The 25186-nt window shown below is 26.7% G+C and carries 33 protein-coding genes and 1 tRNA gene; 30 read left to right on the top strand and 4 right to left on the bottom strand.

Annotation, left to right across the window (positions count from 1 at the left end; all coding sequences use genetic code 11):
- Positions 1-75 precede the first annotated feature (75 nt).
- Positions 76-891 carry an Mrp/NBP35 family ATP-binding protein gene (locus tag ATCC9714_RS10660; RefSeq protein ID WP_055331309.1) on the top strand — a complete coding sequence of 272 codons (816 nt, stop codon included), beginning with the start codon at positions 76-78 and terminating at the stop codon, positions 889-891.
- A gap of 191 nt (positions 892-1082) precedes the next feature.
- Positions 1083-2654: an AbgT family transporter gene (locus tag ATCC9714_RS10655; RefSeq protein ID WP_057545245.1), complete on the top strand. Its 1572-nt coding sequence runs from the start codon at positions 1083-1085 to the stop codon at positions 2652-2654.
- A 138-nt stretch (positions 2655-2792) separates the two neighbouring features.
- Here ATCC9714_RS10655 and ATCC9714_RS10650 read toward each other — a convergent pair whose 3' ends face one another.
- Positions 2793-3926, bottom strand: coding sequence for a tyrosine-type recombinase/integrase (locus ATCC9714_RS10650; protein ID WP_057545244.1), 1134 nt, complete (start codon positions 3924-3926; stop codon positions 2793-2795).
- A 225-nt stretch (positions 3927-4151) separates the two neighbouring features.
- On the opposite strand from ATCC9714_RS10650, the gene ATCC9714_RS10645 reads away from it, so the two are divergent.
- The 5 genes from ATCC9714_RS10645 (at position 4152) to ATCC9714_RS10625 (ending at position 8782) form a co-directional block, all read left to right on the top strand.
- The gene (locus tag ATCC9714_RS10645; RefSeq protein ID WP_021125809.1) at positions 4152-4529 is read left to right on the top strand and encodes a hypothetical protein; all 378 of its coding nucleotides are present in this window, start codon (positions 4152-4154) and stop codon (positions 4527-4529) included.
- A gap of 23 nt (positions 4530-4552) precedes the next feature.
- Positions 4553-4915, top strand: a complete 363-nt coding sequence (locus ATCC9714_RS10640) for a hypothetical protein (protein ID WP_057545242.1) — start codon at positions 4553-4555, stop codon at positions 4913-4915.
- Between the two features lie 207 nt (positions 4916-5122).
- A complete protein-coding gene (locus tag ATCC9714_RS10635) occupies positions 5123-5827 on the top strand; it encodes a sigma-70 family RNA polymerase sigma factor (RefSeq protein WP_021125807.1) in 705 nt (234 codons plus the stop codon).
- A 519-nt stretch (positions 5828-6346) separates the two neighbouring features.
- A complete protein-coding gene (locus ATCC9714_RS10630; protein ID WP_057545241.1) occupies positions 6347-7354 on the top strand; it encodes a Kiwa anti-phage protein KwaB-like domain-containing protein in 1008 nt (335 codons plus the stop codon).
- A 1140-nt stretch (positions 7355-8494) separates the two neighbouring features.
- A complete protein-coding gene (locus ATCC9714_RS10625) occupies positions 8495-8782 on the top strand; it encodes a Rha family transcriptional regulator (RefSeq protein WP_021125802.1) in 288 nt (95 codons plus the stop codon).
- A 105-nt stretch (positions 8783-8887) separates the two neighbouring features.
- Here ATCC9714_RS10625 and ATCC9714_RS10620 read toward each other — a convergent pair whose 3' ends face one another.
- The gene (locus ATCC9714_RS10620; protein ID WP_081013577.1) at positions 8888-9205 is read right to left on the bottom strand and encodes a helix-turn-helix domain-containing protein; all 318 of its coding nucleotides are present in this window, start codon (positions 9203-9205) and stop codon (positions 8888-8890) included.
- A gap of 168 nt (positions 9206-9373) precedes the next feature.
- Here ATCC9714_RS10620 and ATCC9714_RS10615 point away from each other — a divergent pair, with 168 nt between their 5' ends.
- Genes ATCC9714_RS10615 through ATCC9714_RS10605 form a run of 3 tightly spaced genes read left to right on the top strand, consistent with a single transcriptional unit; the run spans position 9374 to position 10514 of the window.
- Positions 9374-9586: a bacterial regulatory , Fis family protein gene (locus ATCC9714_RS10615; RefSeq protein WP_021125801.1), complete on the top strand. Its 213-nt coding sequence runs from the start codon at positions 9374-9376 to the stop codon at positions 9584-9586.
- Positions 9587-9597: 11 nt separating this feature from the next.
- Positions 9598-10341, top strand: coding sequence for a phage antirepressor KilAC domain-containing protein (locus ATCC9714_RS10610; protein ID WP_196333210.1), 744 nt, complete (start codon positions 9598-9600; stop codon positions 10339-10341).
- 11 nt (positions 10342-10352) lie between these two features.
- The gene (locus ATCC9714_RS10605) at positions 10353-10514 is read left to right on the top strand and encodes a hypothetical protein (RefSeq protein ID WP_021125798.1); all 162 of its coding nucleotides are present in this window, start codon (positions 10353-10355) and stop codon (positions 10512-10514) included.
- On the opposite strand, the gene ATCC9714_RS10600 is transcribed toward ATCC9714_RS10605, so the two are convergent.
- Positions 10515-10793, bottom strand: a complete 279-nt coding sequence (locus ATCC9714_RS10600; protein WP_021125797.1) for a hypothetical protein — start codon at positions 10791-10793, stop codon at positions 10515-10517. It lies immediately after the preceding gene.
- A 106-nt stretch (positions 10794-10899) separates the two neighbouring features.
- Between ATCC9714_RS10600 and ATCC9714_RS10595 the strand changes: the two genes are divergently transcribed.
- The 8 genes from ATCC9714_RS10595 to ATCC9714_RS10560 all read left to right on the top strand — a co-directional run bounded on the left by ATCC9714_RS10595 (position 10900) and on the right by ATCC9714_RS10560 (position 15235).
- On the top strand, positions 10900-11088 hold the full coding sequence (locus tag ATCC9714_RS10595; protein ID WP_057545239.1) for a helix-turn-helix domain-containing protein: 189 nt from the start codon (positions 10900-10902) through the stop codon (positions 11086-11088).
- Positions 11089-11120: 32 nt separating this feature from the next.
- A complete protein-coding gene (locus ATCC9714_RS10590) occupies positions 11121-11327 on the top strand; it encodes a helix-turn-helix domain-containing protein (RefSeq protein ID WP_021125796.1) in 207 nt (68 codons plus the stop codon).
- A 115-nt stretch (positions 11328-11442) separates the two neighbouring features.
- A complete protein-coding gene (locus tag ATCC9714_RS10585) occupies positions 11443-11706 on the top strand; it encodes a hypothetical protein (protein WP_021125795.1) in 264 nt (87 codons plus the stop codon).
- An 80-nt stretch (positions 11707-11786) separates the two neighbouring features.
- Positions 11787-12776 (top strand): YqaJ viral recombinase family nuclease, encoded by a 990-nt coding sequence (locus tag ATCC9714_RS10580; protein ID WP_077065686.1) that lies wholly within the window; start codon positions 11787-11789, stop codon positions 12774-12776.
- Positions 12776-13594, top strand: a complete 819-nt coding sequence (locus ATCC9714_RS10575) for a recombinase RecT (RefSeq protein ID WP_057545238.1) — start codon at positions 12776-12778, stop codon at positions 13592-13594. Before ATCC9714_RS10580 ends, ATCC9714_RS10575 begins: the two co-directional genes overlap by 1 nt.
- 66 nt (positions 13595-13660) lie before the next feature.
- Positions 13661-14473: a DnaD domain protein gene (locus tag ATCC9714_RS10570; RefSeq protein ID WP_057545237.1), complete on the top strand. Its 813-nt coding sequence runs from the start codon at positions 13661-13663 to the stop codon at positions 14471-14473.
- An 11-nt stretch (positions 14474-14484) separates the two neighbouring features.
- Positions 14485-15021 (top strand): NUMOD1 domain-containing DNA-binding protein, encoded by a 537-nt coding sequence (locus ATCC9714_RS10565; protein WP_021125787.1) that lies wholly within the window; start codon positions 14485-14487, stop codon positions 15019-15021.
- Positions 15014-15235 (top strand): hypothetical protein, encoded by a 222-nt coding sequence (locus ATCC9714_RS10560; RefSeq protein WP_057545236.1) that lies wholly within the window; start codon positions 15014-15016, stop codon positions 15233-15235. Before ATCC9714_RS10565 ends, ATCC9714_RS10560 begins: the two co-directional genes overlap by 8 nt.
- A gap of 159 nt (positions 15236-15394) precedes the next feature.
- Here the strand turns inward: ATCC9714_RS10560 and ATCC9714_RS10555 are convergent, their stop codons facing one another.
- Positions 15395-15712: a hypothetical protein gene (locus ATCC9714_RS10555; RefSeq protein WP_021125784.1), complete on the bottom strand. Its 318-nt coding sequence runs from the start codon at positions 15710-15712 to the stop codon at positions 15395-15397.
- 244 nt (positions 15713-15956) lie between these two features.
- On the opposite strand from ATCC9714_RS10555, the gene ATCC9714_RS17735 reads away from it, so the two are divergent.
- The 12 genes from ATCC9714_RS17735 (at position 15957) to ATCC9714_RS10495 (ending at position 25183) form a co-directional block, all read left to right on the top strand.
- Entirely contained in the window at positions 15957-16079 is a 123-nt protein-coding gene (locus ATCC9714_RS17735) for a RusA family crossover junction endodeoxyribonuclease (RefSeq protein WP_021125783.1), read from the top strand.
- Positions 16080-16182: 103 nt separating this feature from the next.
- Entirely contained in the window at positions 16183-16689 is a 507-nt protein-coding gene (locus tag ATCC9714_RS10545; protein ID WP_057545235.1) for a sigma-70 RNA polymerase sigma factor region 4 domain-containing protein, read from the top strand.
- Positions 16690-16704: 15 nt separating this feature from the next.
- Entirely contained in the window at positions 16705-17388 is a 684-nt protein-coding gene (locus tag ATCC9714_RS10540) for a hypothetical protein (protein ID WP_057545234.1), read from the top strand.
- A gap of 159 nt (positions 17389-17547) precedes the next feature.
- Positions 17548-17622 (top strand) — tRNA-Pro (locus tag ATCC9714_RS10535).
- 706 nt (positions 17623-18328) lie between these two features.
- A complete protein-coding gene (locus tag ATCC9714_RS10530) occupies positions 18329-18955 on the top strand; it encodes a hypothetical protein (RefSeq protein ID WP_021125778.1) in 627 nt (208 codons plus the stop codon).
- A gap of 1 nt (position 18956) precedes the next feature.
- Positions 18957-19235, top strand: a complete 279-nt coding sequence (locus ATCC9714_RS10525; protein WP_057545233.1) for a hypothetical protein — start codon at positions 18957-18959, stop codon at positions 19233-19235.
- A 7-nt stretch (positions 19236-19242) separates the two neighbouring features.
- Positions 19243-19692 carry a hypothetical protein gene (locus ATCC9714_RS10520; protein ID WP_021125776.1) on the top strand — a complete coding sequence of 150 codons (450 nt, stop codon included), beginning with the start codon at positions 19243-19245 and terminating at the stop codon, positions 19690-19692.
- A 173-nt stretch (positions 19693-19865) separates the two neighbouring features.
- Positions 19866-20336 (top strand): phage terminase small subunit P27 family, encoded by a 471-nt coding sequence (locus tag ATCC9714_RS10515; RefSeq protein WP_077065685.1) that lies wholly within the window; start codon positions 19866-19868, stop codon positions 20334-20336.
- 3 nt (positions 20337-20339) lie between these two features.
- A complete protein-coding gene (locus ATCC9714_RS10510) occupies positions 20340-22049 on the top strand; it encodes a terminase large subunit (RefSeq protein ID WP_054630883.1) in 1710 nt (569 codons plus the stop codon).
- A gap of 60 nt (positions 22050-22109) precedes the next feature.
- A complete protein-coding gene (locus tag ATCC9714_RS10505) occupies positions 22110-23261 on the top strand; it encodes a phage portal protein (RefSeq protein ID WP_057574248.1) in 1152 nt (383 codons plus the stop codon).
- Complete coding sequence (locus ATCC9714_RS10500) at positions 23239-24039, top strand: head maturation protease, ClpP-related (protein WP_057574249.1); 801 nt, start codon at positions 23239-23241, stop codon at positions 24037-24039. The genes ATCC9714_RS10505 and ATCC9714_RS10500 overlap by 23 nt, the downstream gene beginning before the upstream one ends.
- Positions 24040-24055: 16 nt before the next feature.
- Positions 24056-25183 (top strand): phage major capsid protein, encoded by a 1128-nt coding sequence (locus tag ATCC9714_RS10495; protein WP_057545230.1) that lies wholly within the window; start codon positions 24056-24058, stop codon positions 25181-25183.
- The last annotated feature ends 3 nt before the right edge of the window (positions 25184-25186 follow it).

The following is a 25186-nucleotide window of genomic DNA, read 5'->3' as shown; positions in this document are numbered from 1 at the left end:
TTAAGTAATATGTATTAGTTTATATATATTTAGTAATAATTAAAGATGCAAGTCAAAAGAAAAGAGGTAAAGAATATGTCAAACTGTAATTCATGCCCTTCAAAAGGCAGTTGTAATAAACAAGAAACATGCACTATAGAAAATAATCCTAACAATAAAATAAAAAATGTAATAGGAATAATGAGTGGTAAAGGTGGAGTTGGAAAATCTACAGTAACAGCTCTTATTGCTAAGCAATTAAATAAGATGGGATATAAAGTAGGTATACTTGATGCAGATATAACAGGACCAAGTATACCAAGACTTATGGGAGTACAAGATGAAAGAGCTGTATCTCCAAATGGAAAAGATATATACCCTATAGTTACTGGTGATAATATAAAAACAATGTCTATTAACTTTATGGTTGGAGATGAAAATCAAGCTATAGTATGGAAAGGGCCTATAATAAGTAATACTGTAAAACAATTTTATAAAGATGTTATGTGGGAAGAATTAGATTACTTATTAATTGATATGCCTCCAGGAACAGGGGACGTTCCTTTAACAGTAATGCAAAATATACCTTTAAATGGAGTGATAATGGTTTCAGTACCACAAGATATGATTTCTATGATAGTTGCAAAAGCTGTTAATATGGCTAAGATGCTTAATGTAAAGGTATTAGGTGTAGTTGAAAATATGAGTTATATACAATGTCCAGATTGTAATAAAAAAATAAAATTATTTGATGGAGAAGAAACAGAAAAATTCTTAAAAGATATGAATTTAAATTTATTAGGAGAACTTCCTATGACAAAAGAAATTGTAAATATAACTCATAATGGAGTAGATAATATAAGCCCAGAGTTAAATGAAGTCTTAAATTCTATAGTTGAAAAAATAAAATAAATTTAATTATATAAAATAAAAAAGCTACCTTTAATTAAAGGTAGCTTTTTTATTTTATATAATAATAGTTAAATAAAGAAAATGAAATTTAAATATTTTAAACATCATAAATTTGAATTTTAAAAATATTTGTTGTGTTTGATAGCATTGATGTGCTACCATTATAGCAAATAGAAAAAGGGGGATATTTTATGGGAAAAGCAGAAGTTAAAAAAAGGAGTCTTTTGATGAAATGTCTAGACTCAGTAGAATATATAGGAAATAAGTTGCCACATCCAGTTACTTTGTTTGCAATGCTTTGTGTGGCAATAGCAATTATATCTGCAATAGCAGAAAAGATGGATTTAAGTATAACGACAGGACTTATAAATAGAGAAACTATGAAATTTGAGGAACAAACCATAACAGCGATTAGTTTATTAAATGGAACTGGGTTTAAATATATGTTAGAAAATGCAGTAACTAACTTTACATCATTTGCTCCATTAGGCGTAGTGTTAGTAGGTATGTTAGGAATTGGGATTGCAGAAAGCTCAGGGTACATAGGAACACTTCTTAAAAAAATTGTAAGTATAACACCAGCAAAGCTTATAGTTCCAACTGTTGTATTTCTTGGAATAATGTCAAATGTGGCATCTGATGCAGGGTATGTTATATTAATTCCACTAGGGGCTTTAGTTTTTATGGCTTATGGAAGACATCCTTTAGCAGGTATAGCTGCGGCTTTTGCTGGAGTTTCTGGAGGTTTTAGTGCAAACTTACTTATAGGAACTGTGGATCCTATGCTTGCAGGAATAACAAATGAGGCAGCTCATATAATAGATCCAACAGTAAATATAAGCGCTACTGCAAATTATTTTTTTATGTTTGCATCAACATTTTTAATTACTATATTAGGAACTTTAATAACTACTAAAATTATAGAGCCTAAGCTTGGAAAATATAATAGTAAAGATGCTAAATTTTCAGATGGAATATCAAGAGCTAGTGATTTACAAACTATAAAGCCTGAAGAAGCTAAGGCTATGAAAGCTGCAAACTTAACTTTATTATTTATGGTAGTAGGATTAATAATACTTGTAGCTATGCCAAATTCATTTTTAAGAAATTTAGATAAGCCAAACTTCTTAAATTCTATAGTTGATCACTCTACTTTAATGAATGGTCTTATACCAATAATAGCTATATTGTTCTTTGTTCCATCTGTAGTTTATGGAAAAATAGCTAAAACTGTAAAAAATGAAAAAGAAATAGCAGCTCACATGAGTAAGGCTATGAGTTCTATGGGTGGATATTTATGTTTGGCATTTGTTGCAGCTCAATTTATAAAGTATTTTGAGTATACAAACCTAGGGACTATAATAGCTGTAAGAGGAGCTGAATTCTTACAATCAATAAATATAGGTGCAATACCATTATTAGTAGGGTTTGTGCTTATAACAGGCTTTATAAATTTATTTATGGGATCTGCATCGGCTAAATGGGCTATAATGGCACCGGTATTTATACCGATGTTTTTAAAATTAGGAATAGGTTCAGATGTTGTTCAAGCAGCATATAGAATAGCTGATAGTTCAACAAATATAATTTCACCGCTTATGAGTTACTTTGCAATGGTAATAGTATTTATGCAAGCTTACAAGAAAGATACTGGAATAGGAACTGTAATATCACTTATGTTACCATATTCCATGACATTTTTAATAGCTTGGACTATATTATTTATAATATGGATGGCCGCTGGAATACCGGTAGGATTCTAAAATACTATGAATGTAGAATTATATATTTGAATAAATGAGTAAATAACTTGTATATAAGAAAATATATGTCGGTCTAAAGTTATAAATATAACTAGCTTTAGGCTGACATTTTTAGTTTTTACTGACATTTTACTGACGTTATTTAAACATTATATTAGAAATATTATCAGAGGCCTTCCTATCCATTTCTTCTAATACATGGGAGTATCTATTCATAGTTATTTTTATATCGGTATGTCCCAATCTATCACTTACAGTTTTCATATCTGTACCTGCTAGTATTAATAAAGTAGCATGAGTATGTCTTAAATCATGTAATGTTATTCTTTTAATATTATTATTTTCCAAAAACTTATACCAAGCTTTAAGTAAAGTAGGTTCAGAATAAGGGTTTAATATGGAATTTAAACAAACTAGATTTTGGGATTTACCTTCAAGAATATTTTCTAATTTAAGCTTATTATATTTAACTTTTAATTTTTTTAGTTTTAACATTAATTCAGCAGGAGCTGATATAGTCCTTATAGAGCCTTTGGTTTTTGGGTCTTTATAAATAAACCCTGTTTTATTTACATATGTTAGTGTTTTATTTATTGAAATTAAATTATTTTCAAAATCTACATCTTCCCATCTTAAACCGCAAGCTTCTCCACACCTTAAACCTAAAGTTAACATTAATAAAATAGGTATTTCTATAATAGATCCTTCTAACTTATCTATAACCTCCTTAACTTCTTCTTTAGAATAAACATCTGGGATACGAGCATCAGCTACTAAACTTTTAGGAGTTTTTATAAAGTGAGTTGGATTATCTGTAATTTCTCTTAGTCTATAGGCTTCATTTAAGACGGCTTTAACAAATGCTAATCTAACTCTTGCACTTTGTTTAGTATGATTTTTATAGACGTAATTAGCAAAAGCTTGTAGTACACTAGGTGTAATATCTTGTAATTGTATATCTTTAAAGAAAGGTTTTATGGTTGAGTTTAAAACAACACTACGAGTACTAAGTGTAACTGGAGAAAAATCCTTAGAATCATCATCCATATACTTTTGGCATCTTTCTACAAATGTTATATCTTTAGATATAACAAATTTATTACCATTTACAGAATTTTTAATTTCAATAAGATGTTTTTCAGCATCTTTTTTACTAGAATATTTCCCATGACTTTTTTGCTTTATTTTTCCTGTCTCTGAATCTAAATACTCAACATATACATTATAGTTATTATTTCTTTTTCTTATAAAAACAGATTTTATATTATTCATGACTAAGTCACACCCCTTATGTGAATTTATAAATTTAATAATATATTAAAATATATAACAATAATTAACAATATAAAGTTTAAATATGCTATATAAAAAGATGAAATTAGTCTTTTTTTATATAAATATTACAAAAAAGTTAAAGAATTTTAAGAATTTACAGAAAACATATAAACCATGGTAAAATATAGGAAAATATTCTTTGCTTGATAAGGGGGAATGAAAATGATTAGAGTTTTGTATTTTGATAAAATTAACATATCGAGAAAAGAAATTATTGAAAATATAAATTATTATAAATACAGATCAAGTGAAGGAATAGAATGTATATCTAAAAAAAATTATAAAGAAGCAAAGAAGATTTTAAAAGAATTAAGAAAAGCATTAAAAAAGGAGATTAAGTATTACAATAAAAGAGAAGTCAAAGAGATTATAAGGCTTAATAAAAATTATAGAATATACCATTGGGGTATTGTATTAGCTTATTCAAAATCATCAAATAGCAGATTAAAGGGACATTTATATAATAACTTATTTGGAATATGGGATAGTGTATCAAATCATGATATGTGTATGTTTTTGGAATATAAAGAAAAAATCTAAATGGAATTAATAGGAGGTAGCTTATGGAATCAGTTTATTTTACTTCTCTTATAGGTATTTTTAGTTTATATTTCATATTTACAATTTTTATGAAGAAAAAATATAAAATAACAAACTCTCAATTTCAAGAGGTTAAATCAAAAAATATCAATAGACCTGTAGCTTTATTAATAATTTTAGGTATATTATTATTTATAGTAATCACACTAGAAAATAGTACTTTTACAGTTATAACATTAGGAGTGTTATTAACGATAGATTTTATATATGGATTAAGAAAAATAAAAATACTTAATGAGTATAAATACACTTTATATTATATAGGTGATGAAGTAACATCTCTCCTATTTGCTATATTATTAATGACTACAATGATATTTAAATAGAGCATATATATATAAATAATAAATATAAAAATAGTAAAAAGACTAGTTAAAGCTAGTCTTTTTTAGTATTTAAATTAAAAAATAAATGTAATTAGGTTAATATTAAAGAATTTGTAAATATTACCTAAACTTTGATAAACTTTATAAGTATATAGAATGAAAATTAAATTAAATAATTAATATATAGTTATTGGAGTTATTATAGTTATGATTAGTAAAGAAGAACTTATAAATAAAAATATAAATCTAGTAAAAAATTTAGCAGCGAGATATTATACAAATAAAATAGGGATTGAATATGAAGATTTAGTGAGCTATGGAGTAATTGCACTTATAGATGCAAGTTATAAATTCAATGATGAAAAAGGGGCTAGATTCTCTACTTATGCTTATATTAAGATAAACTCGTACATAATAGATATAATAAGAAAACAATCATTTATACCTAGGGTATATTTAAGTAAATTAAAGGAATATAACAGTTGTATAGAATACTTACAGCAGAAAAATTTTAGGCAACCAACAATATATGAAATTTCAGATTACATGGGAATTTCAACAGCTGAAGTTGATAAGATAAAAAGAAGCATATCAAACTTAAATATAAGTTCTATTGATAATATAGATTCAGATGATGAAAATGATTTTAAATTTATAGATAGATTAAAAGATGAAGCTATTGATATAGAAGATTATGTTGAAAAAGAAGAGTTAATTTTAACTTTAAAAAAAGCAATTAATATGTTAAGTGAAAGAGAGCAGTTAGTAATATCACTATATTATTATGAAAAACGGACATTAAAAGAAATAGGTGAAGTATTAGGCGTTTCTACGACTAGAGCATCAAAATTAAATAAAAAAGCTATTTCAAACTTAAGGATTATGATGAAAAAATTAAATTACTTATATTAATGGTAGTATTATAAAGTAGATTGTATATGTAATTAAAAGTAAATAAAAAAATTAAGGTAGCTAAATAGACTTAATTATATATTTGAAAATATATAAAGACTAGTAAAACTGGTCTTTTTTATTGTAAAAAGGCAAAAAACAGAGGAATAAGTTTGAAAATGACAGTTTTTGACAAAATACAGACCTAAACTTTGGTATAATGTTCGGTAGATAAATACAAAGGAAAGAGGTGAATTAATGAAATAATCTGAATTAAAATATGGAATTATAGTGTAAATTGTTAATTCACCTATATCAATAAAAAGAACTGATGGCAAAAGTATAATGAAAGTCTTGTTCGATTGGAGAATAATAGGGGAAATGACAATAAAAATATCAGCAGCAACTGGATTAATACAATATGCTGAGTGCCTGAATTCTATATAAGTTAAATTTATGCATATAGAATTTAGTAGGAGAAAAACGAAATAAAATTAAAATATATTATGTAAATAAGATATTTATTAAGGGGGATTTATTTTGGAAAATACTTTAAATATAGAGGATATAAAAGGTCGTATAAAAAGTATTCATTTATTACTTTTAAAAAAGAATACTAATTTTTCTAATGGCTTAGAACCTTTAAAGGCTTATATAAAAAATGATATATTTGATGATATAAAAAAGATATATATAAAACCTTTGGAATCAATTTTTAGTAATTGTGAGTTAGAAAATTTTAGTTATGATTCTAGTTTAGATGGAGCTATTCCTTTTTTATCAACTTCAGAACTTACTCATAGCTCTGTATTTTCTTCATTATTAAACAGTATTTCATCGATAGATTCTATTAAGTCATTGAAAACATTTGAAAATACATTATCTGAATCTTATCTATATGCATTTATATTTACATTAGATGATAGCAAAACTTTTACAGTCGTTAGAAAAATATATGCTTTGAACTATCTTAAAAATAAAGGATTATTAACCTTTAAAGACTCTAGATTAAACTTTATACAAGATGACTTATTTGCTCTTGATCCTAAAATTGATTGTATAATTTATGATAACTCTGTTTATGTTACAGGTAAGCATAATTTTGAGACTATGTTTTCATATAATTATCACTATACAACTAAAGCTACTATTACACTAGACTCAATAAAATCATCAAATATTTTAAGTAATTTCGACGAATTTAAATTAGATTGTCTAGACAGATCTACAATTACTAGAAAACTGGCTGAGTTATGTGTGCATGGAGATATTAATATATTTATAGATAAACTTAAGAATAATTCTAAGAGTATAGAAAAGACAATAGAAAAATATAATTTGGACATCTCATTAAAAGATAACAAAATAGTTTACTCTGATGTGTCCTCACTGTCTGAAATTATAAATTTAATATCAGATAACTACTTTAAAGGAGATATAACCAATGACATATACTTGGCTAGAGGAAAAAGTCGTTTAAGTTCAGGCAAAAGTAATCCTAAAAAAAGAACTACTACAAAAAAAAGAAAATCCAGAAAAAGTAATTAATAATGACTTATTTTTTTGTAAGTGTTAATATTATAGTTAAGAGGTGGTAATTTTGAAAAAGTCTGTTAAATGGCTCTTATTTATTTCTTCTTATATTCCTCTGTTTATAATATTGATATTTACTAATATAGACTTTAAATCAACTTATAATTTTATTCAATATATATTAACAAATAGATGTGAATTTATTTTAAAAAATATAAAATTTCAGGATATTTACCTTTGGATATTGATAATTTTATGTATTACTTGTTTAGTTCTAGTCAAAATAGTAATTATACAATCTAGAGGTTTTGAAGATAATAAAAAAATTATAGATATAGAGCCAAATAATAATTCAATATTAGAGTATTTTGTTACATATTTATTGACATTATCTTCTTCGGGTTTTTCTTTTAAAGAGGTTTTTATATTTTGGTTCATATTATATATAATAGGTCATTTGTATATAAAAAATAATCAGTTTCATATTAATCCAACTTTATGCTTACTATTTAAATACAATATATACAAAGTTAAAACTGAAAATTCAAAAGAATGTTTCATACTATCTAAGTTAAATGAATATGAATTTAATAGTTATTTAAATTCAAATATTCAAGTAACTCTCTTATCTGAAGGGTTCAAAGGAAATATATATTTATATAAATAACGTAGTAATTATTATGATATTTTATTTATATATTTTCACTTATACTGATATAAATACATAATTTATACCAGTAATAACCATATCGTATATAGTATAAAACTGAATATACATAATAAAAAATTGATAGGATACCATAATAGTGAACTTAAAACAGATAGTAGTTATAACTTAGAATTATTTGATGAAAACTTATCGTATTAATAAAAAAGATGTAGTATAAACTACATCTTTTTTTTATGTAAATTATTAATATTTAAATAGTAGTTATATATTTGACTTTTACACATAAACAATGGTAACATTTTTTTAGATTTATCAGAACATATGTTCTGCTGAATGTTTTTGAGGCGATGTAATATATGGGGATTTTAAGTAATAACAAAAATTATAGGATAGAGATTCAAGCTTTGAATGATTTAAGAAACACAAATGATTTTTCAAATAAAATAGAAAAGCTAAATTTAAAAGCTAATTAAGGAGGTAGTAATATGCAGGAAATTATAAAAACAAATAACGAAGAAGTTGTAAGAATATCATCAAGAGAAGTAGCAGACATGATGGAATATTCAAGACATGGAGATTTATTAGAAAAAATAGATAGTATAAATAAGGTTTTTGAAAACGGAAAAATCCGTTCTCAGAATTATTGGGTGGAAAGTACTTATAAAACAGAAGGAAACAATAAAACTTATAGAGAGTTTTTAATAAGTAAAAAAGGTTGTGAATTTATATCAAATAAAAGTACAGGTGATAGAGGAAAACAAGGGAGGAGTTAGAAAGTATATATTTTTGCCTATTAATCGAACGTATGTTTATAAGATTTCGTAAAAATAAAAGCCCTTATGAGGACTTTTTAAAGTAAATTGAGAATAAATATGTTGTTATGATTTATCAGATAATTCAAAAGCGATAATTGTATTTATTAGTTTTTTACCATGAGTATCTAACTGGCGATATTTCTCAATTAAGTTGATTTCATCTTGTTTGCTTAATACATAAGAATTTGTGTTATCATCGAAATCATCAAGAGAGCAATTTAAAACTTTTGCAATTGATTTTAGAGTTTCTAATTTAGGGTCTTTAGTAATACCAGAAGTTATTTTACTTAATGTACCTAAAGGAACGCCAGATTTAATAGAAAGTTCTTCGTTGGTTAAACCTTGTTCTTTTTTTAATATATTTATAATTTCTAAACCCATATCTATCACCTGCCTTTAAGTAGTAGTATAGATATATTTTTTTATAACGTCAAGAAATAAAATTCCGTTAAAGGAAGTTTTTTTAAAAAAAGTGTTGACTTAATTCCGTTAAAGGTATTATAATTTAATCAAGAAATCCGTTAACGGAATGGGAGGAGGTATAAACAAATGGCTCATATGAATTTGAAAGCAGAAATGACAAGAAACAATATACATATTGCAGAAATTGCTAATCATCTAGGAATTACTGAAAGAACATTAAGAAACAAAATAAATGGAGTAACGGATTTTACTTGGCAAGAAGCTTGTAAAATACAAAGAGGTTTATTCCCAAAGCTAAGTAAAGATTATCTTTTTAAACTAGATAAAAACGATAAATAAGGAGGAATAAAGTGAGTGGCTTAAAAGTAATTAACAAAAACAATCAACTTTTAGTTGAAAGTAGAGACGTTGCAGAATTAATAGAAAAAGAACATTCAAATTTAATGAGAGATATAAGAGGGTATGTAGAAGTTCTAAAAAAATCTCAGAATTCAAATTTGAATTCTCAAGATTTCTTTATTGAAAGTACATATCAAGGAGAAAGAAGAAAAGAAAAATGCTTTTTATTGACTAGAAAAGGTTGTGATATGGTAGCAAACAAAATGACAGGAGAAAAAGGAATTTTATTTACTGCCATATATGTAACTAAGTTTGAATCTATGGAAAATAAATTGAAAACTAACTTACCAACTACATATAAAGAAGCACTTATACAATTAGTTGAACAAGTAGAAGAAAATGAAAAATTACAAATAGAAAATGAAGAACTAAAGCCAAAAGCAATATTTGCAGATGCAGTAAGTGCTAGTCACACATCTATATTAGTGGGAGAACTTGCAAAGATATTAAAACAAAATGGAGTAAATACAGGTCAAAAAAGATTTTTCGATTGGCTAAGAAATAATGGATATCTAATAAAGAGAAAAGGTGCAGATTACAATATGCCAACTCAAAAATCAATGGAACAAGGTTTATTTGAAATAAAGGAAACTACAATAAATCATTCAGATGGACATATAAGTATAAGTAAAACACCAAAGGTAACTGGAAAAGGACAAGTATATTTTATAAATAAATTAAGAGGCGAGGGCTAGGAGGTAATCGTATGAAAATAACAATAGAATTTAACAGTGTGGAAGAGTATTTAGAGTTTAAAGAAAAAACTGCTCAAGAAGAGCAAGTTCAAGAGCAGTATGAGTTTATCCATGAAGATAGCATCAATGGAACGCAGTTTAAAAAAGATCAAAGTATAAAATGCCCTTATTAATTATTGGTCGAAAATTTTTTCTCTAATAAATTCCCAATCTTCTTTAGATAGCCAGCCTTGATAATTATTATTAGCTTCAATAACTAATAAAGTATCATTGCCATCTAAATAAGGTGATATATTACCTTGGATTTCACCTGGAGTTAAATTGGATTTTATTAGATAAGAAGATTTCCAAAAGGTGCACCAATAGATAGAAGAATCTTTTATAGCTTTAATGACTTTTTCATAGTTTTGACCTTCACTATTTAAATCATAAGTAATCATATAAGCAGCCATGATAACACCCCCTTTCTAATAAATTTGGGAACGTATTCCAATGATATTATAGCAGGGGAATGGTCAAAAATCTACAAAAAAATACATTTTTTAGGAAGGAGATAATATGACAAAAAAAGTATTTACAGTAAAAGATATCAAAGAAATATTAGGAGTTTGTGATAAAACAGCATATAACCTAATAAAACAAGCTGAGGTAACAGGCAATATGTTCAAAGTTATAAAAATAGGGAGATTATATAAAATTCCATCACAACCATTTTTAGATTGGTTAGATCATTGGGATGGATTTTAAATAAAAATAGGACAAGAATAGGAGGAGTAATAATGAATGTAAAAGTAAATAAAATTGCTTTGATTAAAGCTATTGCAGAAGCAGATAAAACTACAGATGTTATATCTGATGAAGCTGGATTTGGAAATAACACAATAAATAGAATTATAAATAGTAAAACACGTAAAGCTCATATAAACACAGTTTATAGATTGGCTAAAGTATTAAATGTAGATGTAGAAGAATTGGTTGAGATATAATGCTAAAACTTTTTAAATTAATATGGAGTATGGCAGTATTATATAGCCTAATTTATATAGTAATACTGCTAGCTACATATAAAACAAGAAAATACATATTTAGGAGGAAATAAGTATGTTTGAATTTTTAAAGAACTTAATACCAGTATCGAGAAAAAGATATAACAGAGATCAAGAAGGTCTTTTAGTTGATGTAAAAAGGTTAGAAGATAAGAAATTTAAATTGGAAAATACAATTAAAGAAAATAATAGTGTAATTAAATCATTAGATGAATTACTAAAGTATAAGAATTCAGAGATAGAGATACTTAAAAGAAAAGTATCGTGGTCAAGTGAACTGCTTGAAAAAAGAGATATAGAGAATAAACAAGTTGTATAAAAAAAGTAAGAACTCATAAGCGACCAAACTTAAAATGAGTTCTTAAATCCAAACAAAAACTAATAGGAGGATAACATATTATGAACGAAGTTGCAATACTATATCAAGATGAAAAGTTCAGAAAATATTTAGATGCAAAGGTTATAGCAGATACAAAAAATATGACACAAGAAGAATGGCTAAAAAGTAGACAAGCTGGAATAGGTGGAAGTGATTCATCTGCAATAGCAGGGTTAAACCCTTGGAAAAGTTCAATTCAACTATATATGGAAAAGAAAGAAGAGAATCCACAAGAGATTAAATCATTACGAATGGAGTTAGGCAATAGATTAGAAGGATTAGTTGCTGAATTATTTACAGAAGAAACTGGATTAAAAGTAAGAAATGTAAATGGAATACTTAAAAATGGAAAATATCCGTTTGCATTAGCAAATATAGATAGAGCTATAGTAGGAGAAAAAGCATTCTTGGAATGTAAGACAACTAATTCATTTGCACTTAAAGAGTGGCAAGATGGAGTACCACCACATTATGAAATACAGTGCTTACATTATATGGCCATAACAGGAGCAACACATTGCTATATAGCAGCTTTAATAGGCAATAGTGACTTTATATGGTACAAGATAGAAAGAGATCAAGAAACAATAGATTATCTTATGCAAATAGAAAAAGAGTTTTGGGAAGAGAACATATTAAAAGATATAGTTCCATTGCCAGATGGATCAGATGCGTATTCAGAATATTTAAAAGAGAAGTATAAAAAATCAAATGGGCAAGAAATAGAACTTCATTTATTAAAAGATGGGCCTCAAAAACTTTTAAGATATGACGAAATAGTCACAGATATAAAAGCCTTAGAAACTGAAAAGAAACTGATAGAACAGGAAATACAAATTCATATGGAAGATTTTGAAGTTGCCAAAATAGGGGATAGAAAAATAACTTGGAAAACTTCAAGTAGAAATACTATAGATAGTAAAAAGTTAAAAGCTGAAATGCCAGATATAGCAGTACAGTATACAAAAACAAGTACTTCAAGAACTTTTAGAATAGGGGGAAATAAATAATGTCAGAATTAAAAAATAAATTAGCAAATAAAGCAACAGGAACAACTACAGTAAAGAAACCTAGTCCAAACAAAGCTATGGAACAATTAATGACACAAATGGCAGGGCAAATAAAAAAAGCATTACCAGAACACATGTCAAGTGAAAGATTTCAAAGGGTTGCATTGACAGCATTTAGTAGTAATCAAAAGTTTTTAAATTGTGACCCTATGAGTTTCATAGCTGCAATGATGGATTCGGCACAATTAGGATTAGAGCCGAATACACCACTAGGACAAGCCTATTTAATACCATATGGGAATAAAGTTCAATTTCAAGTCGGATATAAGGGATTACTAGATCTAGCTTTAAGAAGTGGAAAGATAAAAACCTTATATGCCCATGAAGTAAGGGAAAATGATAAGTTTGAGGTTAAGTATGGATTACACCAAGATTTAATTCATGAACCAGCACTAATAGGTGATAGAGGGGAAGTTATAGGATATTATTCAGTTTATCACCTAGATACGGATGGATATAGCTTTATATTTATGACAAAGGATGAAATAATAGCCCATGCTAAGAGCAAGAGTAAAACATTTAATAATGGACCTTGGCAAACTGATTTTGATACAATGGCAAAGAAAACAGTTATAAAACAACTTTTAAAATATGCTCCATTAAGTATAGAAATGCAAAGAGCGGTTAGTTCAGATGAAACAGTTAAATCAAAAATAGATGAAGATATGAGTTTAGTATTTGATGAAACGGAATCTATAGAAGCTAACTTTGAGATAAAAGAAGAGGAAGATGGACAGGCAGCTATAGAAGTTAATTAATTCATAAAAGAGGTAGGGGTTAGCATCTACTCTTACCTCTAGCATTTAAGTAAAGAAGGTGAGAAATTGGAAAGAGCATTTAAAGGTATTTGGATACCAAAAGAAATTTGGTTAAACGATAATCTTACCTTGATGGAAAAAGTATTTTTAGTTGAAATAGATAGTTTAGATAATGATAAAGGTTGTTTTGCTAGTAATGAACATTTTTCTAGTTTCTTTAAACTATCTAAATCTAGATGTTCAGAAATTATAAAAACATTGGAGAAAAAAGGGTTTATAAAAATAACTTATATTTATAAAAAAGATACAAAAACAATAGAAAAAAGAATTATAAAGGTATTCGATAAATCGAATAGGGGTATTCGAGATTCCGAAGGGGGTACTCGAAAAACCGAAGAGGGGTATTCGGAAAATACGAAAGATAATAATACATATATTAATAATACATTTAATAAAAGTAGTTGTATTAAGGAAGGACTAGAAGAAGTTTTAAATTATTACAAAAGAGAAATAGTAAACAGATATGTATTAACCAAAATAGAAGAAGATTTCTTTTTAAAAATAGGTGATAAGATTCAATATGATTTAGTCATAAAAGCTATGGAAATTTCCATTGAAGCAAATGTAAAAGAATTACGTTATATAAAAGGAATAATAAAAAAGTGGTTAGCTGATGACATAACCACTTTAGAGAAATTAGAAGGCCACAAACTTAAATATGATAAGACATGTCCGTCTAAAAACAGTATTAGCAAAAATAATAAAAATATACATGGTTTAAAAACTAGATATCATAATATAAATCAATCTTTTAGTAAGTATGATGGTGATGAACTAGAAAAGATGTTACTAGAAAGTCAAAAAGGAAAGTTTAAATAGGAGTGAGTAGGGTGAGATATTCTAATACATATGATTTTGATTTTACAGAAAACTATATGGCTTTATTAGCTTGTATATTAGATTCAAGACTAACTATAGGGCAAGCTATTAAGTATATAACACTTGATGACTATAGAGACACTGAAGGTGGAAATTATAAGAAAGTCAAACGTAGACAAAATCATAATTACAAAGTAAAAGTTATTGATGAAGTTGAAAACAAAGAAATTGAATTTGACAAGATAGATGATTGTTGTAAATTTTTAAACATGAGAAGAGCGGATATAACAACTTATATAAAGCATAATAGATTATTTAGAAAGAGATATAGAATACAAGCTTTAGAAACTATAAGATCAGTTGAAAGGAAGCCTGTAATAATTACAGATATGTTAAAAGATGAAATCATAGAGTTTGAAAGTGTTAATAAGGCTTGTGATTATTTAAATGTTAGCAGGATCAATATAAATAAAGCTATAGCTGATAAAAGATTATTTAGAAAAAGATATAAAATTGAATACAAGGTTGGAAGTGAAAAGAATGAGTAAAGCTGAAGATTTAAATAAAGTTAAAAAAGAAGCTAGTATACAAAGTGTAAAAGAAACATTCTTTAAACCAAGTGATTATAAAACATATCCTAACTATATGGCTTTAGCACAGTGCATATGTGGATTAGAAATCAATGGAAAAATAAAGTTTCCAGAAAGTGCAGATAAAATAATGAGTGCTTGGGGAATTAAAGGTGGTAATAAGGAGGAATAGTTATAAATTTTAATAGGATTAAATCTAATTCAGTTGAAGAAGAAAAATAAAATCTAAAGTTTATGAGGTGGAGATATTAAATTAAGAGAAAAGATGCCCAATTGGAGCACCTTTAATTTAGGAGATTATTTAATTAGGTAGTTTCAATAAATAAAACTATTAAGATGGATAGATATAAATATTTCCGCCACCAAGTATTACTATTCTATACTCAGGACTAATTTTAACTAAATTAAACTTTTCAGAATCAGGAGAAAATCTAATAGACTGAACTAAAACTTGATTCTCGTCAAATACTTGAAGATAAGCTCCTTCAGTTTTTGAAACATTTTGAACTATATATTTGTTATCCTCAGAAAAGTTTAAATCAGCAACCTTATAGACACCTTCTTTAAATAGGTTAACTGCATAAACACTACTAGATAGGCTTAATAAAAAGCATGAAGATAATAAAAGTACAATTATTTTCTTTTTCACATTAAAACCACCTTTCTAGAATAGTTTGACTCTTAAAAAAATAAATATTCGTTAACCTAAAGAGAAATAATTGACTGAATGAAAAAGTAAATTTTACATTTTATATAGAAAAAAAGACTAGAAATTAATCTAGCATTTAATGATAAATGCGTTTGTACACGATGATCATACACAGAAGATAATTCTATTATATAAAGTTATAAATTAGTTATTCAAAAAAATATAAAAGATTTAGGAGGTTGATATGGAAGTTAATTTTACAATAGATGGGAAACCACAAGGCAAAGGAAGAACAAGATTAAGTTATAGAAGGATAAAAACACCAGAACAAATTATTATATATGAGAACTATATAAAATTATTATGATGACACTAAGATAGTTGTATTAGTAGCTGCTCAGAACTTTGAAGATAAACCTAAGTTAGAAGTTAAAATAGAATCTTTAGCATAGATAATAAGGGGGATTTTTATGGACAAAAAAGAATTACAAAATAATTGTTTTAGATTTACAGAAAAAATTTTATATGGATATAAAGATATAGAAGAATTTATAAAAAATACGGAGAAAAAATTAAAGGATATAAAATTAGATGAAAATACTACAACAGTAGGAACTATAAATTATAATAGCATACAGGTAAGCCATACTTTCAATATATCTAGAGTGACTGAAAGAAAGGCATTAGATAAAGTTGAAGAAGAAACTGAATTAAAAATAGAATTATATAGAAATAAAAAACTAAAAAAAGAAATAGATCAAGCTATAAATAATTTATCTCCGATATATAGAGATATAATTAAATACAGATATATAGATGGATTAACATGGATGGAAATTATTGATATAATGAGCTATGAAGAGAGACAACTAAGGAATAAAAAGAAACAAGCTATTAGAAGTATAGCTATAAAATTATTTGGAATAAAATTATTTGAAGAAGAGGAGGACACATTATTTGATCTAATAAAAATATAAAGGAGGATAAACAAAGTGGACAAAATAAATAACATGGTAGATAAAAGTTTAGATTTGTATGCTAACAATCTTGTTATTAGGGGGCTTGCAGAAACTATAAAAATTTTAAATCCTGCACTATCAATAGCAGATGGAGTTTTATTAAGTTCAATAAATAATTTACAACAGAAGAGAATGAAAGCATTTTTTGACGAGTTAGAAAGTGGCAATATAAATTTATCAGAAGAAATAATAAAATCTGATGATTTTTTACACAAGTATATGATAACTAGAAATGTGGTAGTTAAAACTAATAGAAAAGAAAAAATAAAGATATTTGCAATGTTATTTAAATCATCTATAAATAATAAAGGAGATTTTGCTGTAGATTTATATGAAGAATATTTAGATATATTAGATGAACTATCATATAGAGAGTTATATATATTAGCTAAATTGTATAAATATGAAAATGAATACCCTTTAGAACCAAATGAAAATGAATTACAAAGATGTAATAAGTTTTGGAATGAATTTACAAATGAAATAAAAAATGATTTAAATATAGATGAAGAAGAACTTGATGCTATATTAACTCGAATAAATAGAACAGGATGTTATAAAGAAATTGTTGGTACATATGTAGATTATAATGGAGGAAAAGGTAAATTAACTCCTATATTTAATAGAATTCAAAAACTAATCAATAGTGAATATTAAAGATTTTATTTGGATATTGCCGATTTGTTACCGATATATCAAATAAAAATATGAGATAATTTTAATATAGAGAACTTAGGATTAGCTAGTTTCCTTATTCCTTAATACTCTTGTTGATATAAATATATGGCTAGGGTAATCTCTTTACCCTAGCAACATGAGGATATAGTTTAAGTGGCAAAACAGATACTTTGGATGTATTAGTTACAAGTTCAAAACTTGTTATCCTTTCCAATATAACTTTACGGCTCTTAAGAGCACTCTATAGCGGTATGGAGTATAAACTACTTATCACGTTCTCGTAAAAGAAAAGAAATGATTCTAAATATAGAATCATTTCTTTTCTTTTAAGGAATTTAATTTCTTTGAAAGACAGTAAAAAAATACTAAGTATGAGGTTGAAATTATTTTATCAAAGTTTAAGTTTAGGTTTAAATAATAAAAAATAATTTTTATATAAAAATAAACTTAAATTATTATAAAGCAAAAAGAGACGATGCTATACAGCACCATCTCTTTTTCATAAGAAATTAATATAGAAAAACATGATACCTCGCAAGAGGTTAATTAAATTATAACAAAGTTTAGGTTTAGATTTAAATAGTAAAAAATAAAATTAAACCATTAGAAAAGAAAAGTAGATGATACTAAAATAGCACCATCTACTTTCCGTACGGAATTAAAAAATCGACAAAACGAAAATGTGACACCTACAAGAGGCTATTTTTATTATAGCAAAGTTTAAGTTTAGATTTAAATAGTAAAAGCAAAATTAGAAAAGAAAAAGAGATAACACTAAAAATAGTATTATCTCTTTTTTTGTGTAAATTTTAAACAGCAAAAGAAGAAACAAACAACCTCTTATATAGGTTAATTAAATTATAACAAAGTTTATATTGATTTTAAAATATAAAAGTATAAATAAAGGAGTGAAATTACCATGACTAAATACAGAAAGAAAAGTGCAACAATAGAAGCTGTTCAATGGACTGGAGATATAGAAAGCATAGAAAAGATAGACTGGGTAAAAGAAGAAATAGAAAAACAAAATATAATATTTGGAGTTAAGGACTTTAAAGATAAAGAAGCAGTATGTTTAATACCTGATAAATATAATCCAATGCGTAAAGTTAAAACTATGGATTATATAATAAAATGTGAAGGCAGAATTGGCTCAATTAGCGAAGAAATACTTAAAGAGCTATATGATCCAATAGAAGATACAAGTAATTGCGAAACTGATATTGAGGTTAATCTTGATATAGATACAACTGAAGCTGAAAAGAAGCTGGAGGACTTTAAAAGTTATGTAGATAGTATTAATGATATTAAATATAGTCCAGGAATAATGAAAGTTGTAACTAAAGATGAGTTCATACTTAAATATGGAATGAAAGGCATGTCAAGAGAAAAGGCAATTAAATCATGGAATAAAATATCTAAAGGATACAACTTTGCATTAAGCAAAGATGCAAGTATGAAATGTATACTTAGTATAGATTATTTAAGTAATTTATTGAAAGAGAAAAAAGATTCAGATTGTACTCATAAAGAACAGGAGCGATAAGATGATAGTTATATGTGATCAATGCAATAATAGTTTCAATATAGAAGAGGAAGATCTAAAAGATAAGATGATTGATAATATAAAAGTCACATACTTTGAATGTAGAGAATGCAATCATAAGTATGTGACTTCTTGTGTTGATGAATACATAATGAAAGAGCAAAGAAGATATCAGAAGCTCATCAAAGATATTAATAAAACTAATAAGTCTCAGAAGTGTTTAAGGAATATGAAACTACATTCTGATAGGTTAAAGAAAAAGATATTAGAACAGGTATAGAATCAAGATGTTAAAGAAGTTTTGCAGGTGTGGAAAAATTATAAGCCAAAGTAAAAGCAGATGTGATAAGTGTGAGTCTAAGTATATAAATAATAAAAGAAAAAGTTATAAAGTTTACAATTCTAAAAATAGAAATAAAAATATAGATGCATTTTATCATACTGATGAATGGGAAGAAAAAAGAATATATATATTAATTAAATATAATTATGTAGACTTATGGGATTTCTTTGTGAATGGAAAAGAAACAACGGAAGCTAATACAGTTCATCATATTGTTGAAGTAACAGAAGATTATGAGCAACGATTAGATAATTTGAATTTAATACCAGTTAGTACGAAGAGTCATAATAAGATACATTCTTTATATAGAAAAGATAAAGAATCTACTCAAAAGAAGCTTAGAGATATACTTGAAAAGGCAGAGAATCTTTTCTGCAATAATAAAAGCTATTAAATGGAATATGAAAATTAGTATCAAGAATAGAATTACAAAGGCTTAAAATGGCAAATACAAGTTATACCCCCCTACCTTTAAAAATATAAGTAGGGGATTTACCGAGCGAGCAGGGGTATATATATTCAGAGATTTTCCCTTTTTAAAAATTTTTTGGAGAAAGGAGGTAGATTATGGGTAGGCAAAGAAAAACTGTATCAACTACAAAGAAACATCTTACTAAAAAAGAAAAGGAAAATAGAAGCAATCAAGAAAAAAAGTTAAAATTAGATAGAGATGAATTAATAGTACCTGAAACATTAAAAGATAATGAAATTGCAAGCAAAGAGTTTGAGAGAGTTGTTAGCGCTGCTGAAAAAATTGGGTTATGGGATAATCTTGATTTGCCCTTTATAATAATGTATTGTGATGCATGGAGTCATTATAACGAGATTGAAAAACAAATGCGTAAGAATAAGCAATACACAGTACAAGGTAAAGATAGTGAAAAATTAAATCCTTTAATAAATGCCCAAGATAAATATATATCTAGGATAATGAGATGTTCAACGAAGTTAGGAGTAGCTACAACTGACAGACTAAAACTTATAATTCCAGAACCTGAAACAAAAGAAAATAAATTTATGAAATATTTAAAGGTGTAAGTTGTGGCAAGGCGTAAAGATAGAGTAACAGAATATGCGAAAAAAGTTGTTTCAGGTAAGGTTATAACAGGCGATAGTGTAAAAAAAGCTTGTGAAAGACATCTTAAAGACTTAAAAAACAGTAAAACAAAAGATTTTAACTATAAATGGGATGTTTCAAAATCTGAAGAAGCTTTAGATTTATACAATGACCTTACAATACTTGAAGGTGATGAAGCTCAAACATTAAAAACAAGAGGGTTTCAAAATTTCATTTTAGGAAGTTTAGAAGGATGGGTAGAAAAAAGAACTGGATACAATAGATTTAGAGAGGCTTACATTCAAATTGCAAGACAGAATGGGAAGTCTTTTTTAAGTGGATCTAAAGCTATAAAAACAAGTAATTTTTCAACTTATAAAATGGGTAATATAATTTGCGCAGCCAGTAAAATGGATCAAGCAAAAATAGTTTGGAAAGAAATAAAGAAATTTATAATAGCAGATAAAGAACTTGAAGAAATGTTTAAAATAACTGAATCTACAAATGAAATAACAGCAGGAGCTACAGGAACAGTAATAAAGGCTGTTGGAAGAGATACTAAATCTATGGATGGATTTAGAAGCATATTAGCAATACCTGATGAATTACATGCTCATAGAACGAATCAAACATATAAGCTTTTATTAGGAGGACAAAGAAAAGTAAACAATGCTTTAATTTTAGCTATAACAACAGCTGGATTTGACCTTAATAGTTTTTGTTATGAACATTATCAATTTTGCAAAAAGGTTCTTGATGGAGTTGTAAAAAAAGAAAGTTTATTTATATATATAGCTGAGATGGATAAAGAAGATGATATATGGAATTACAAAAACTGGGTAAAATCTAATCCTCTATTACTTTTAAATGAAGATGATACTATAAATATGCATGAAGTAAAAAAAATGAGTGAAGTAGCTATAGAAGTAAAGGAAAAAGGTGGAGAAGATTTACTTGATTTTAAGACGAAGTGGCTTAATATATGGGTTAGTTATAGGGGTGGAAGTTATTTAGATGCAGAATGCTTAAATGATTGCGCTTCAGATTTAACTATATCTGATATGGAAGGAAAAGAATGTTTTTTAGGAATAGATTTATCAAGTGGAGGCGATTTAACTTCGATAGCACTTATTTTTCCATTAGAGGATGGTACTATATTTATTCATAGTCATTCATTTATGCCAGAATTAAGATTATTAGAACATGAAAACTCAGATGATGCTCCATATAGAATATGGGTTGAAGATGAATTATTGACATTAACAACAGGAGCATTTGGAATAAAAACAGATTATAAGTTCATTATAAATTATTTAAAAGACTTACTTGAAAAATATCAAATAACTGTAAAGTCATGTGGATATGATAATCATAATGCAAGTGCTTTTATAGCAGATTTAGACTTTTTAGGTTGTGATTTAATAGATATACCTCAAAGTGCTAAGGCTTTAAACGATGCAACCGTAGACTTTAGATTATCTATAAAATCAAAACAAGTTAAATATGATAAAAATAATAAGTTATTAAAATGGAGTGCAATTAATGCTACAACTACTAAAAACAGTTTTGGAGAAATCAAGGTAGATAAAAATTTACAAGAAAATAGAATAGATCCTATTGATGCTATTTTAGATGCTTGGAAATTATATTTTGAAACTAAGGAAAGTTCAAATATAGCATTTGTACCAAAATAAATTTAAAAGAGGTGATCTTGTGGGTTAAATTGGTTTAAAAAATTTAAATTCAAAAAAACAATTAATCAAAAAAATAATGCAAAAGGTAGAGGCAAAAAAAGAATATTTTACTCTTCAAACAAAGATATAGCCAATAATGAAACCATATTTGCTGCAATATCTTTAATTTCTAATGCTGTAGCTAGTGTACCTATACATTTAAGGAAAGGGTATGAAAAAGTAAGTGCTAATGAAAATACAATAGCTAGATTATTAAGAGATGGAGTAAATCCTAACATGACAACTTTTGAATTTATAAGAATAATGGAAGTTATAAGAAACACAAAAGGTAGAGCATATGCTATAAAAGAATATGATTATTATGAAAATATATCCTATATATGGATATTAAATCCAGATTATGTAACACCATATAAAGACGAAGAAAGCGGAGAATTATGGTATAAAGTAAAAGAAGAGTATATACACAGTAGGCATATAATAGAAGTTAGCCATATAAGTGCAGATGAGTATGGCGGTATAAGCCCTATAGATGTACTATACAACACTTTAGATTATGATGAAAAAATTAAAAATTTAAGTGTAGAACAGTTAGAAAATGGAATAGGATTTAGATATGCATTTAAAGTAGGAGCTAATCTATCTATTGATAAATTAAGTGAATACCATGAGCTAATACAAGAATATATGGATAAAGGAATAATATACCTAGATAATGGGAAGTCATTAGAGGAACTGAAAAACAATTCTTTTATAGATCCAAAAGTTTTTGAAGTTGAAGAAATAACCGTATCTAGAGTAGCGAGAGTTTTTAACATACCTCCGCATAAACTATCTGCAAAAAATATAACTTACTCAAGTGCAGAACAGGGAGATTTAGAATTTTTAGTAGATACTATTCTTCCTGTTATCCGTATGTATGAACAACAGTTTAATAAAAAATGTTTATCTAATTATGAAAAGGATGAAGGATTTGAGGTTAAATTTAACCTCAATGGATTTGCAAGAGCAGATATGAAAACAAGAGGAGAGTTTTATTTTAAAATGATTAGATCTGCGGGATTAACTCCGAATGAAGTCCGCATGTTTGAAGATATGCCACCTAAACCACATGGAGATGATTTATTAATAAGTAGGGATTTAATTCCTATTAAAGATATAAATTTTTTATTAAAAGGAGGTGAGATTAATGGCCAAAGTATTAAATCTTAAAGGCGTAGATTATAAAACTGGACAAATTAAAGATTCTGGAAGAATAGAAATAAAAAATCAGACTGGAAATAGTGCTGATTTATATTTTTATGGAGATATTGTATCAGAGTCTTGGATAAGTGAATGGTATGAAGATGACATGTGTCCATCTGATGTAAAAAAGTTTTTAGATGAATTAGAAAATGTTCAAAATATAAATATTCATTTAAACTCTGGAGGAGGCTCCGTATTTGGAGGATTAGCTATATATAACCAGTTAAAAAGATATAATGCAACGATAACTACTTATATAGATGGTTTAGCCGCCAGTATAGCCAGTGTTATAGCTATGGCAGGAGATAAAATAATAATGCCTGAAAATGCTATATTAATGATTCACAAGCCTTTAACATGGTGTTATGGAAATGCAGATGAAATGAAAAAACAAATTGAAATATTAGACACTTGCCAAAAATCTATTTTAAGTATTTATATGGAGAAAACAAGGTCTGGTATAACTGAAGATGAAATAAATAATTTAATAAATGAATCTACATGGTTAACTGGAGAAGAAGCCTCTAAATATTTTAATATAGAATTAGAAGGTTCTGTAAATATAGATAACTGTATATCTAATTATTTTGATAAATATAATTTACCTAATGATAAAGTCGTAAAGATTGATAAACAATCAAATACGGCTTTTTTTAATAACAATAAAATTAAAGAATCAAATGATGATCTTTTAGTAATGGATGAAGCTACAAAAATAATGATAGAAAGAATAAGAAATTTATAAATAAAGGAGAAAAAATATGAATAGATTTCAATTACAACAAATGTTTGATGGAGTTAAGGCACAATTAAAGCAGGAAAGTGAGAAATTATCTAATATGTATATGGATTCTAATTCTACTATTGAATCAAGATCAGAGCAACAAAAAGTAGTAAAAGACTTAGAAGAAAGATTTAATGGAATAAAAAAGCAAATAGAAGAGTTAGATAATAAAGAAGCTCAAAAAATGAAAAATAAATCTTTAGGAAATAGCGAAAATGATATAAAAATAAATGCAAAAGCAACATTAATAAGAAATGTAATGGAAGGTAAACCTGTAGATAATACAGTTTTAAATTCATTAGGTGATGATTCAAGTATGGGTAATGGAGGAAAGATATTACCAAGCACTATGACAACAGAATTATTACATGAGCCTATGGTTAAAAATCAACTAAGAGGACACTCTGCACTTACTAATATAACTAATTTAGAAATACCAAGAATAACATTCTCTTTAGATGATGATGATTTCATAGAAGATGGAGAAACTGCAAAAGAATTAGCTACATCAACAGATACAGTAGCATTTGGAAGACATAAATTTAAAGTATTTGCAAGTATTTCAGAAACTGTTTTAAGAGGGACAAATACTAATTTAGTTCAAACTGTAGAAAGTGCACTTGAAAGTGGACTTGCAGCAAAAGAAAAGAAAGTTGCATTTGCAAAGAGTCCTAAATCGGGAGAAGAGCATATGTCTTTTTATTCAACTCAAAATGCTATAAAGAAAATAGAAGGAGAAAATAAATATAAAGCTATAAAAAAATGTTTAGCAGATTTAGAAGATATGTATAGTGATAATGCTGAAATATTTATGCTTAGAACAGACTACTATGACATAATAGAAATGCTATCAAATGGAACAACTAGCTTATATGCAGCTCAACCAGAACAAGTTTTAGGTGCGCCTGTTACATTCTGTGATAAAGCTGTAGATCCTGTTGTTGGAGACTTTTCATTCTCTCATTTTAACTATGATTTAGACATGTTATATGATAGAGATAAAAATGTTAAAACTGGTATGGAAGATTTCGTTTTAACAGCTTGGTTTGATCATCAGATAAAATTAAAATCTGCATTTAGAATAGCAACAGTGACTCCCAGTTAATGA

The sequence above is a fragment of the Paraclostridium sordellii genome, from assembly GCF_000953675.1.
Lineage (GTDB): Bacteria > Bacillota > Clostridia > Peptostreptococcales > Peptostreptococcaceae > Paraclostridium > Paraclostridium sordellii.
This window is presented reverse-complemented; position numbering and strand designations above follow the sequence as displayed.

Coding starts and splice junctions, on each gene's coding strand:
- ATCC9714_RS10660 (WP_055331309.1), top strand. CDS start 76: ATGTCAAACTGTAATTCATGCCCTTCAAAAGGCAGTTGTAATAAACAA.
- ATCC9714_RS10655 (WP_057545245.1), top strand. CDS start 1,083: ATGGGAAAAGCAGAAGTTAAAAAAAGGAGTCTTTTGATGAAATGTCTA.
- ATCC9714_RS10650 (WP_057545244.1), bottom strand. CDS start 3,926: ATGAATAATATAAAATCTGTTTTTATAAGAAAAAGAAATAATAACTAT.
- ATCC9714_RS10645 (WP_021125809.1), top strand. CDS start 4,152: ATGATTAGAGTTTTGTATTTTGATAAAATTAACATATCGAGAAAAGAA.
- ATCC9714_RS10640 (WP_057545242.1), top strand. CDS start 4,553: ATGGAATCAGTTTATTTTACTTCTCTTATAGGTATTTTTAGTTTATAT.
- ATCC9714_RS10635 (WP_021125807.1), top strand. CDS start 5,123: ATGATTAGTAAAGAAGAACTTATAAATAAAAATATAAATCTAGTAAAA.
- ATCC9714_RS10625 (WP_021125802.1), top strand. CDS start 8,495: ATGCAGGAAATTATAAAAACAAATAACGAAGAAGTTGTAAGAATATCA.
- ATCC9714_RS10620 (WP_081013577.1), bottom strand. CDS start 9,205: ATGGGTTTAGAAATTATAAATATATTAAAAAAAGAACAAGGTTTAACC.
- ATCC9714_RS10615 (WP_021125801.1), top strand. CDS start 9,374: ATGGCTCATATGAATTTGAAAGCAGAAATGACAAGAAACAATATACAT.
- ATCC9714_RS10605 (WP_021125798.1), top strand. CDS start 10,353: ATGAAAATAACAATAGAATTTAACAGTGTGGAAGAGTATTTAGAGTTT.
- ATCC9714_RS10600 (WP_021125797.1), bottom strand. CDS start 10,793: ATGGCTGCTTATATGATTACTTATGATTTAAATAGTGAAGGTCAAAAC.
- ATCC9714_RS10595 (WP_057545239.1), top strand. CDS start 10,900: ATGACAAAAAAAGTATTTACAGTAAAAGATATCAAAGAAATATTAGGA.
- ATCC9714_RS10590 (WP_021125796.1), top strand. CDS start 11,121: ATGAATGTAAAAGTAAATAAAATTGCTTTGATTAAAGCTATTGCAGAA.
- ATCC9714_RS10585 (WP_021125795.1), top strand. CDS start 11,443: ATGTTTGAATTTTTAAAGAACTTAATACCAGTATCGAGAAAAAGATAT.
- ATCC9714_RS10580 (WP_077065686.1), top strand. CDS start 11,787: ATGAACGAAGTTGCAATACTATATCAAGATGAAAAGTTCAGAAAATAT.
- ATCC9714_RS10575 (WP_057545238.1), top strand. CDS start 12,776: ATGTCAGAATTAAAAAATAAATTAGCAAATAAAGCAACAGGAACAACT.
- ATCC9714_RS10560 (WP_057545236.1), top strand. CDS start 15,014: ATGAGTAAAGCTGAAGATTTAAATAAAGTTAAAAAAGAAGCTAGTATA.
- ATCC9714_RS17735 (WP_021125783.1), top strand. CDS start 15,957: ATGGAAGTTAATTTTACAATAGATGGGAAACCACAAGGCAAAGGAAGA.
- ATCC9714_RS10545 (WP_057545235.1), top strand. CDS start 16,183: ATGGACAAAAAAGAATTACAAAATAATTGTTTTAGATTTACAGAAAAA.
- ATCC9714_RS10530 (WP_021125778.1), top strand. CDS start 18,329: ATGACTAAATACAGAAAGAAAAGTGCAACAATAGAAGCTGTTCAATGG.
- ATCC9714_RS10525 (WP_057545233.1), top strand. CDS start 18,957: ATGATAGTTATATGTGATCAATGCAATAATAGTTTCAATATAGAAGAG.
- ATCC9714_RS10520 (WP_021125776.1), top strand. CDS start 19,243: ATGTTAAAGAAGTTTTGCAGGTGTGGAAAAATTATAAGCCAAAGTAAA.
- ATCC9714_RS10515 (WP_077065685.1), top strand. CDS start 19,866: ATGGGTAGGCAAAGAAAAACTGTATCAACTACAAAGAAACATCTTACT.
- ATCC9714_RS10500 (WP_057574249.1), top strand. CDS start 23,239: ATGGCCAAAGTATTAAATCTTAAAGGCGTAGATTATAAAACTGGACAA.
- ATCC9714_RS10495 (WP_057545230.1), top strand. CDS start 24,056: ATGAATAGATTTCAATTACAACAAATGTTTGATGGAGTTAAGGCACAA.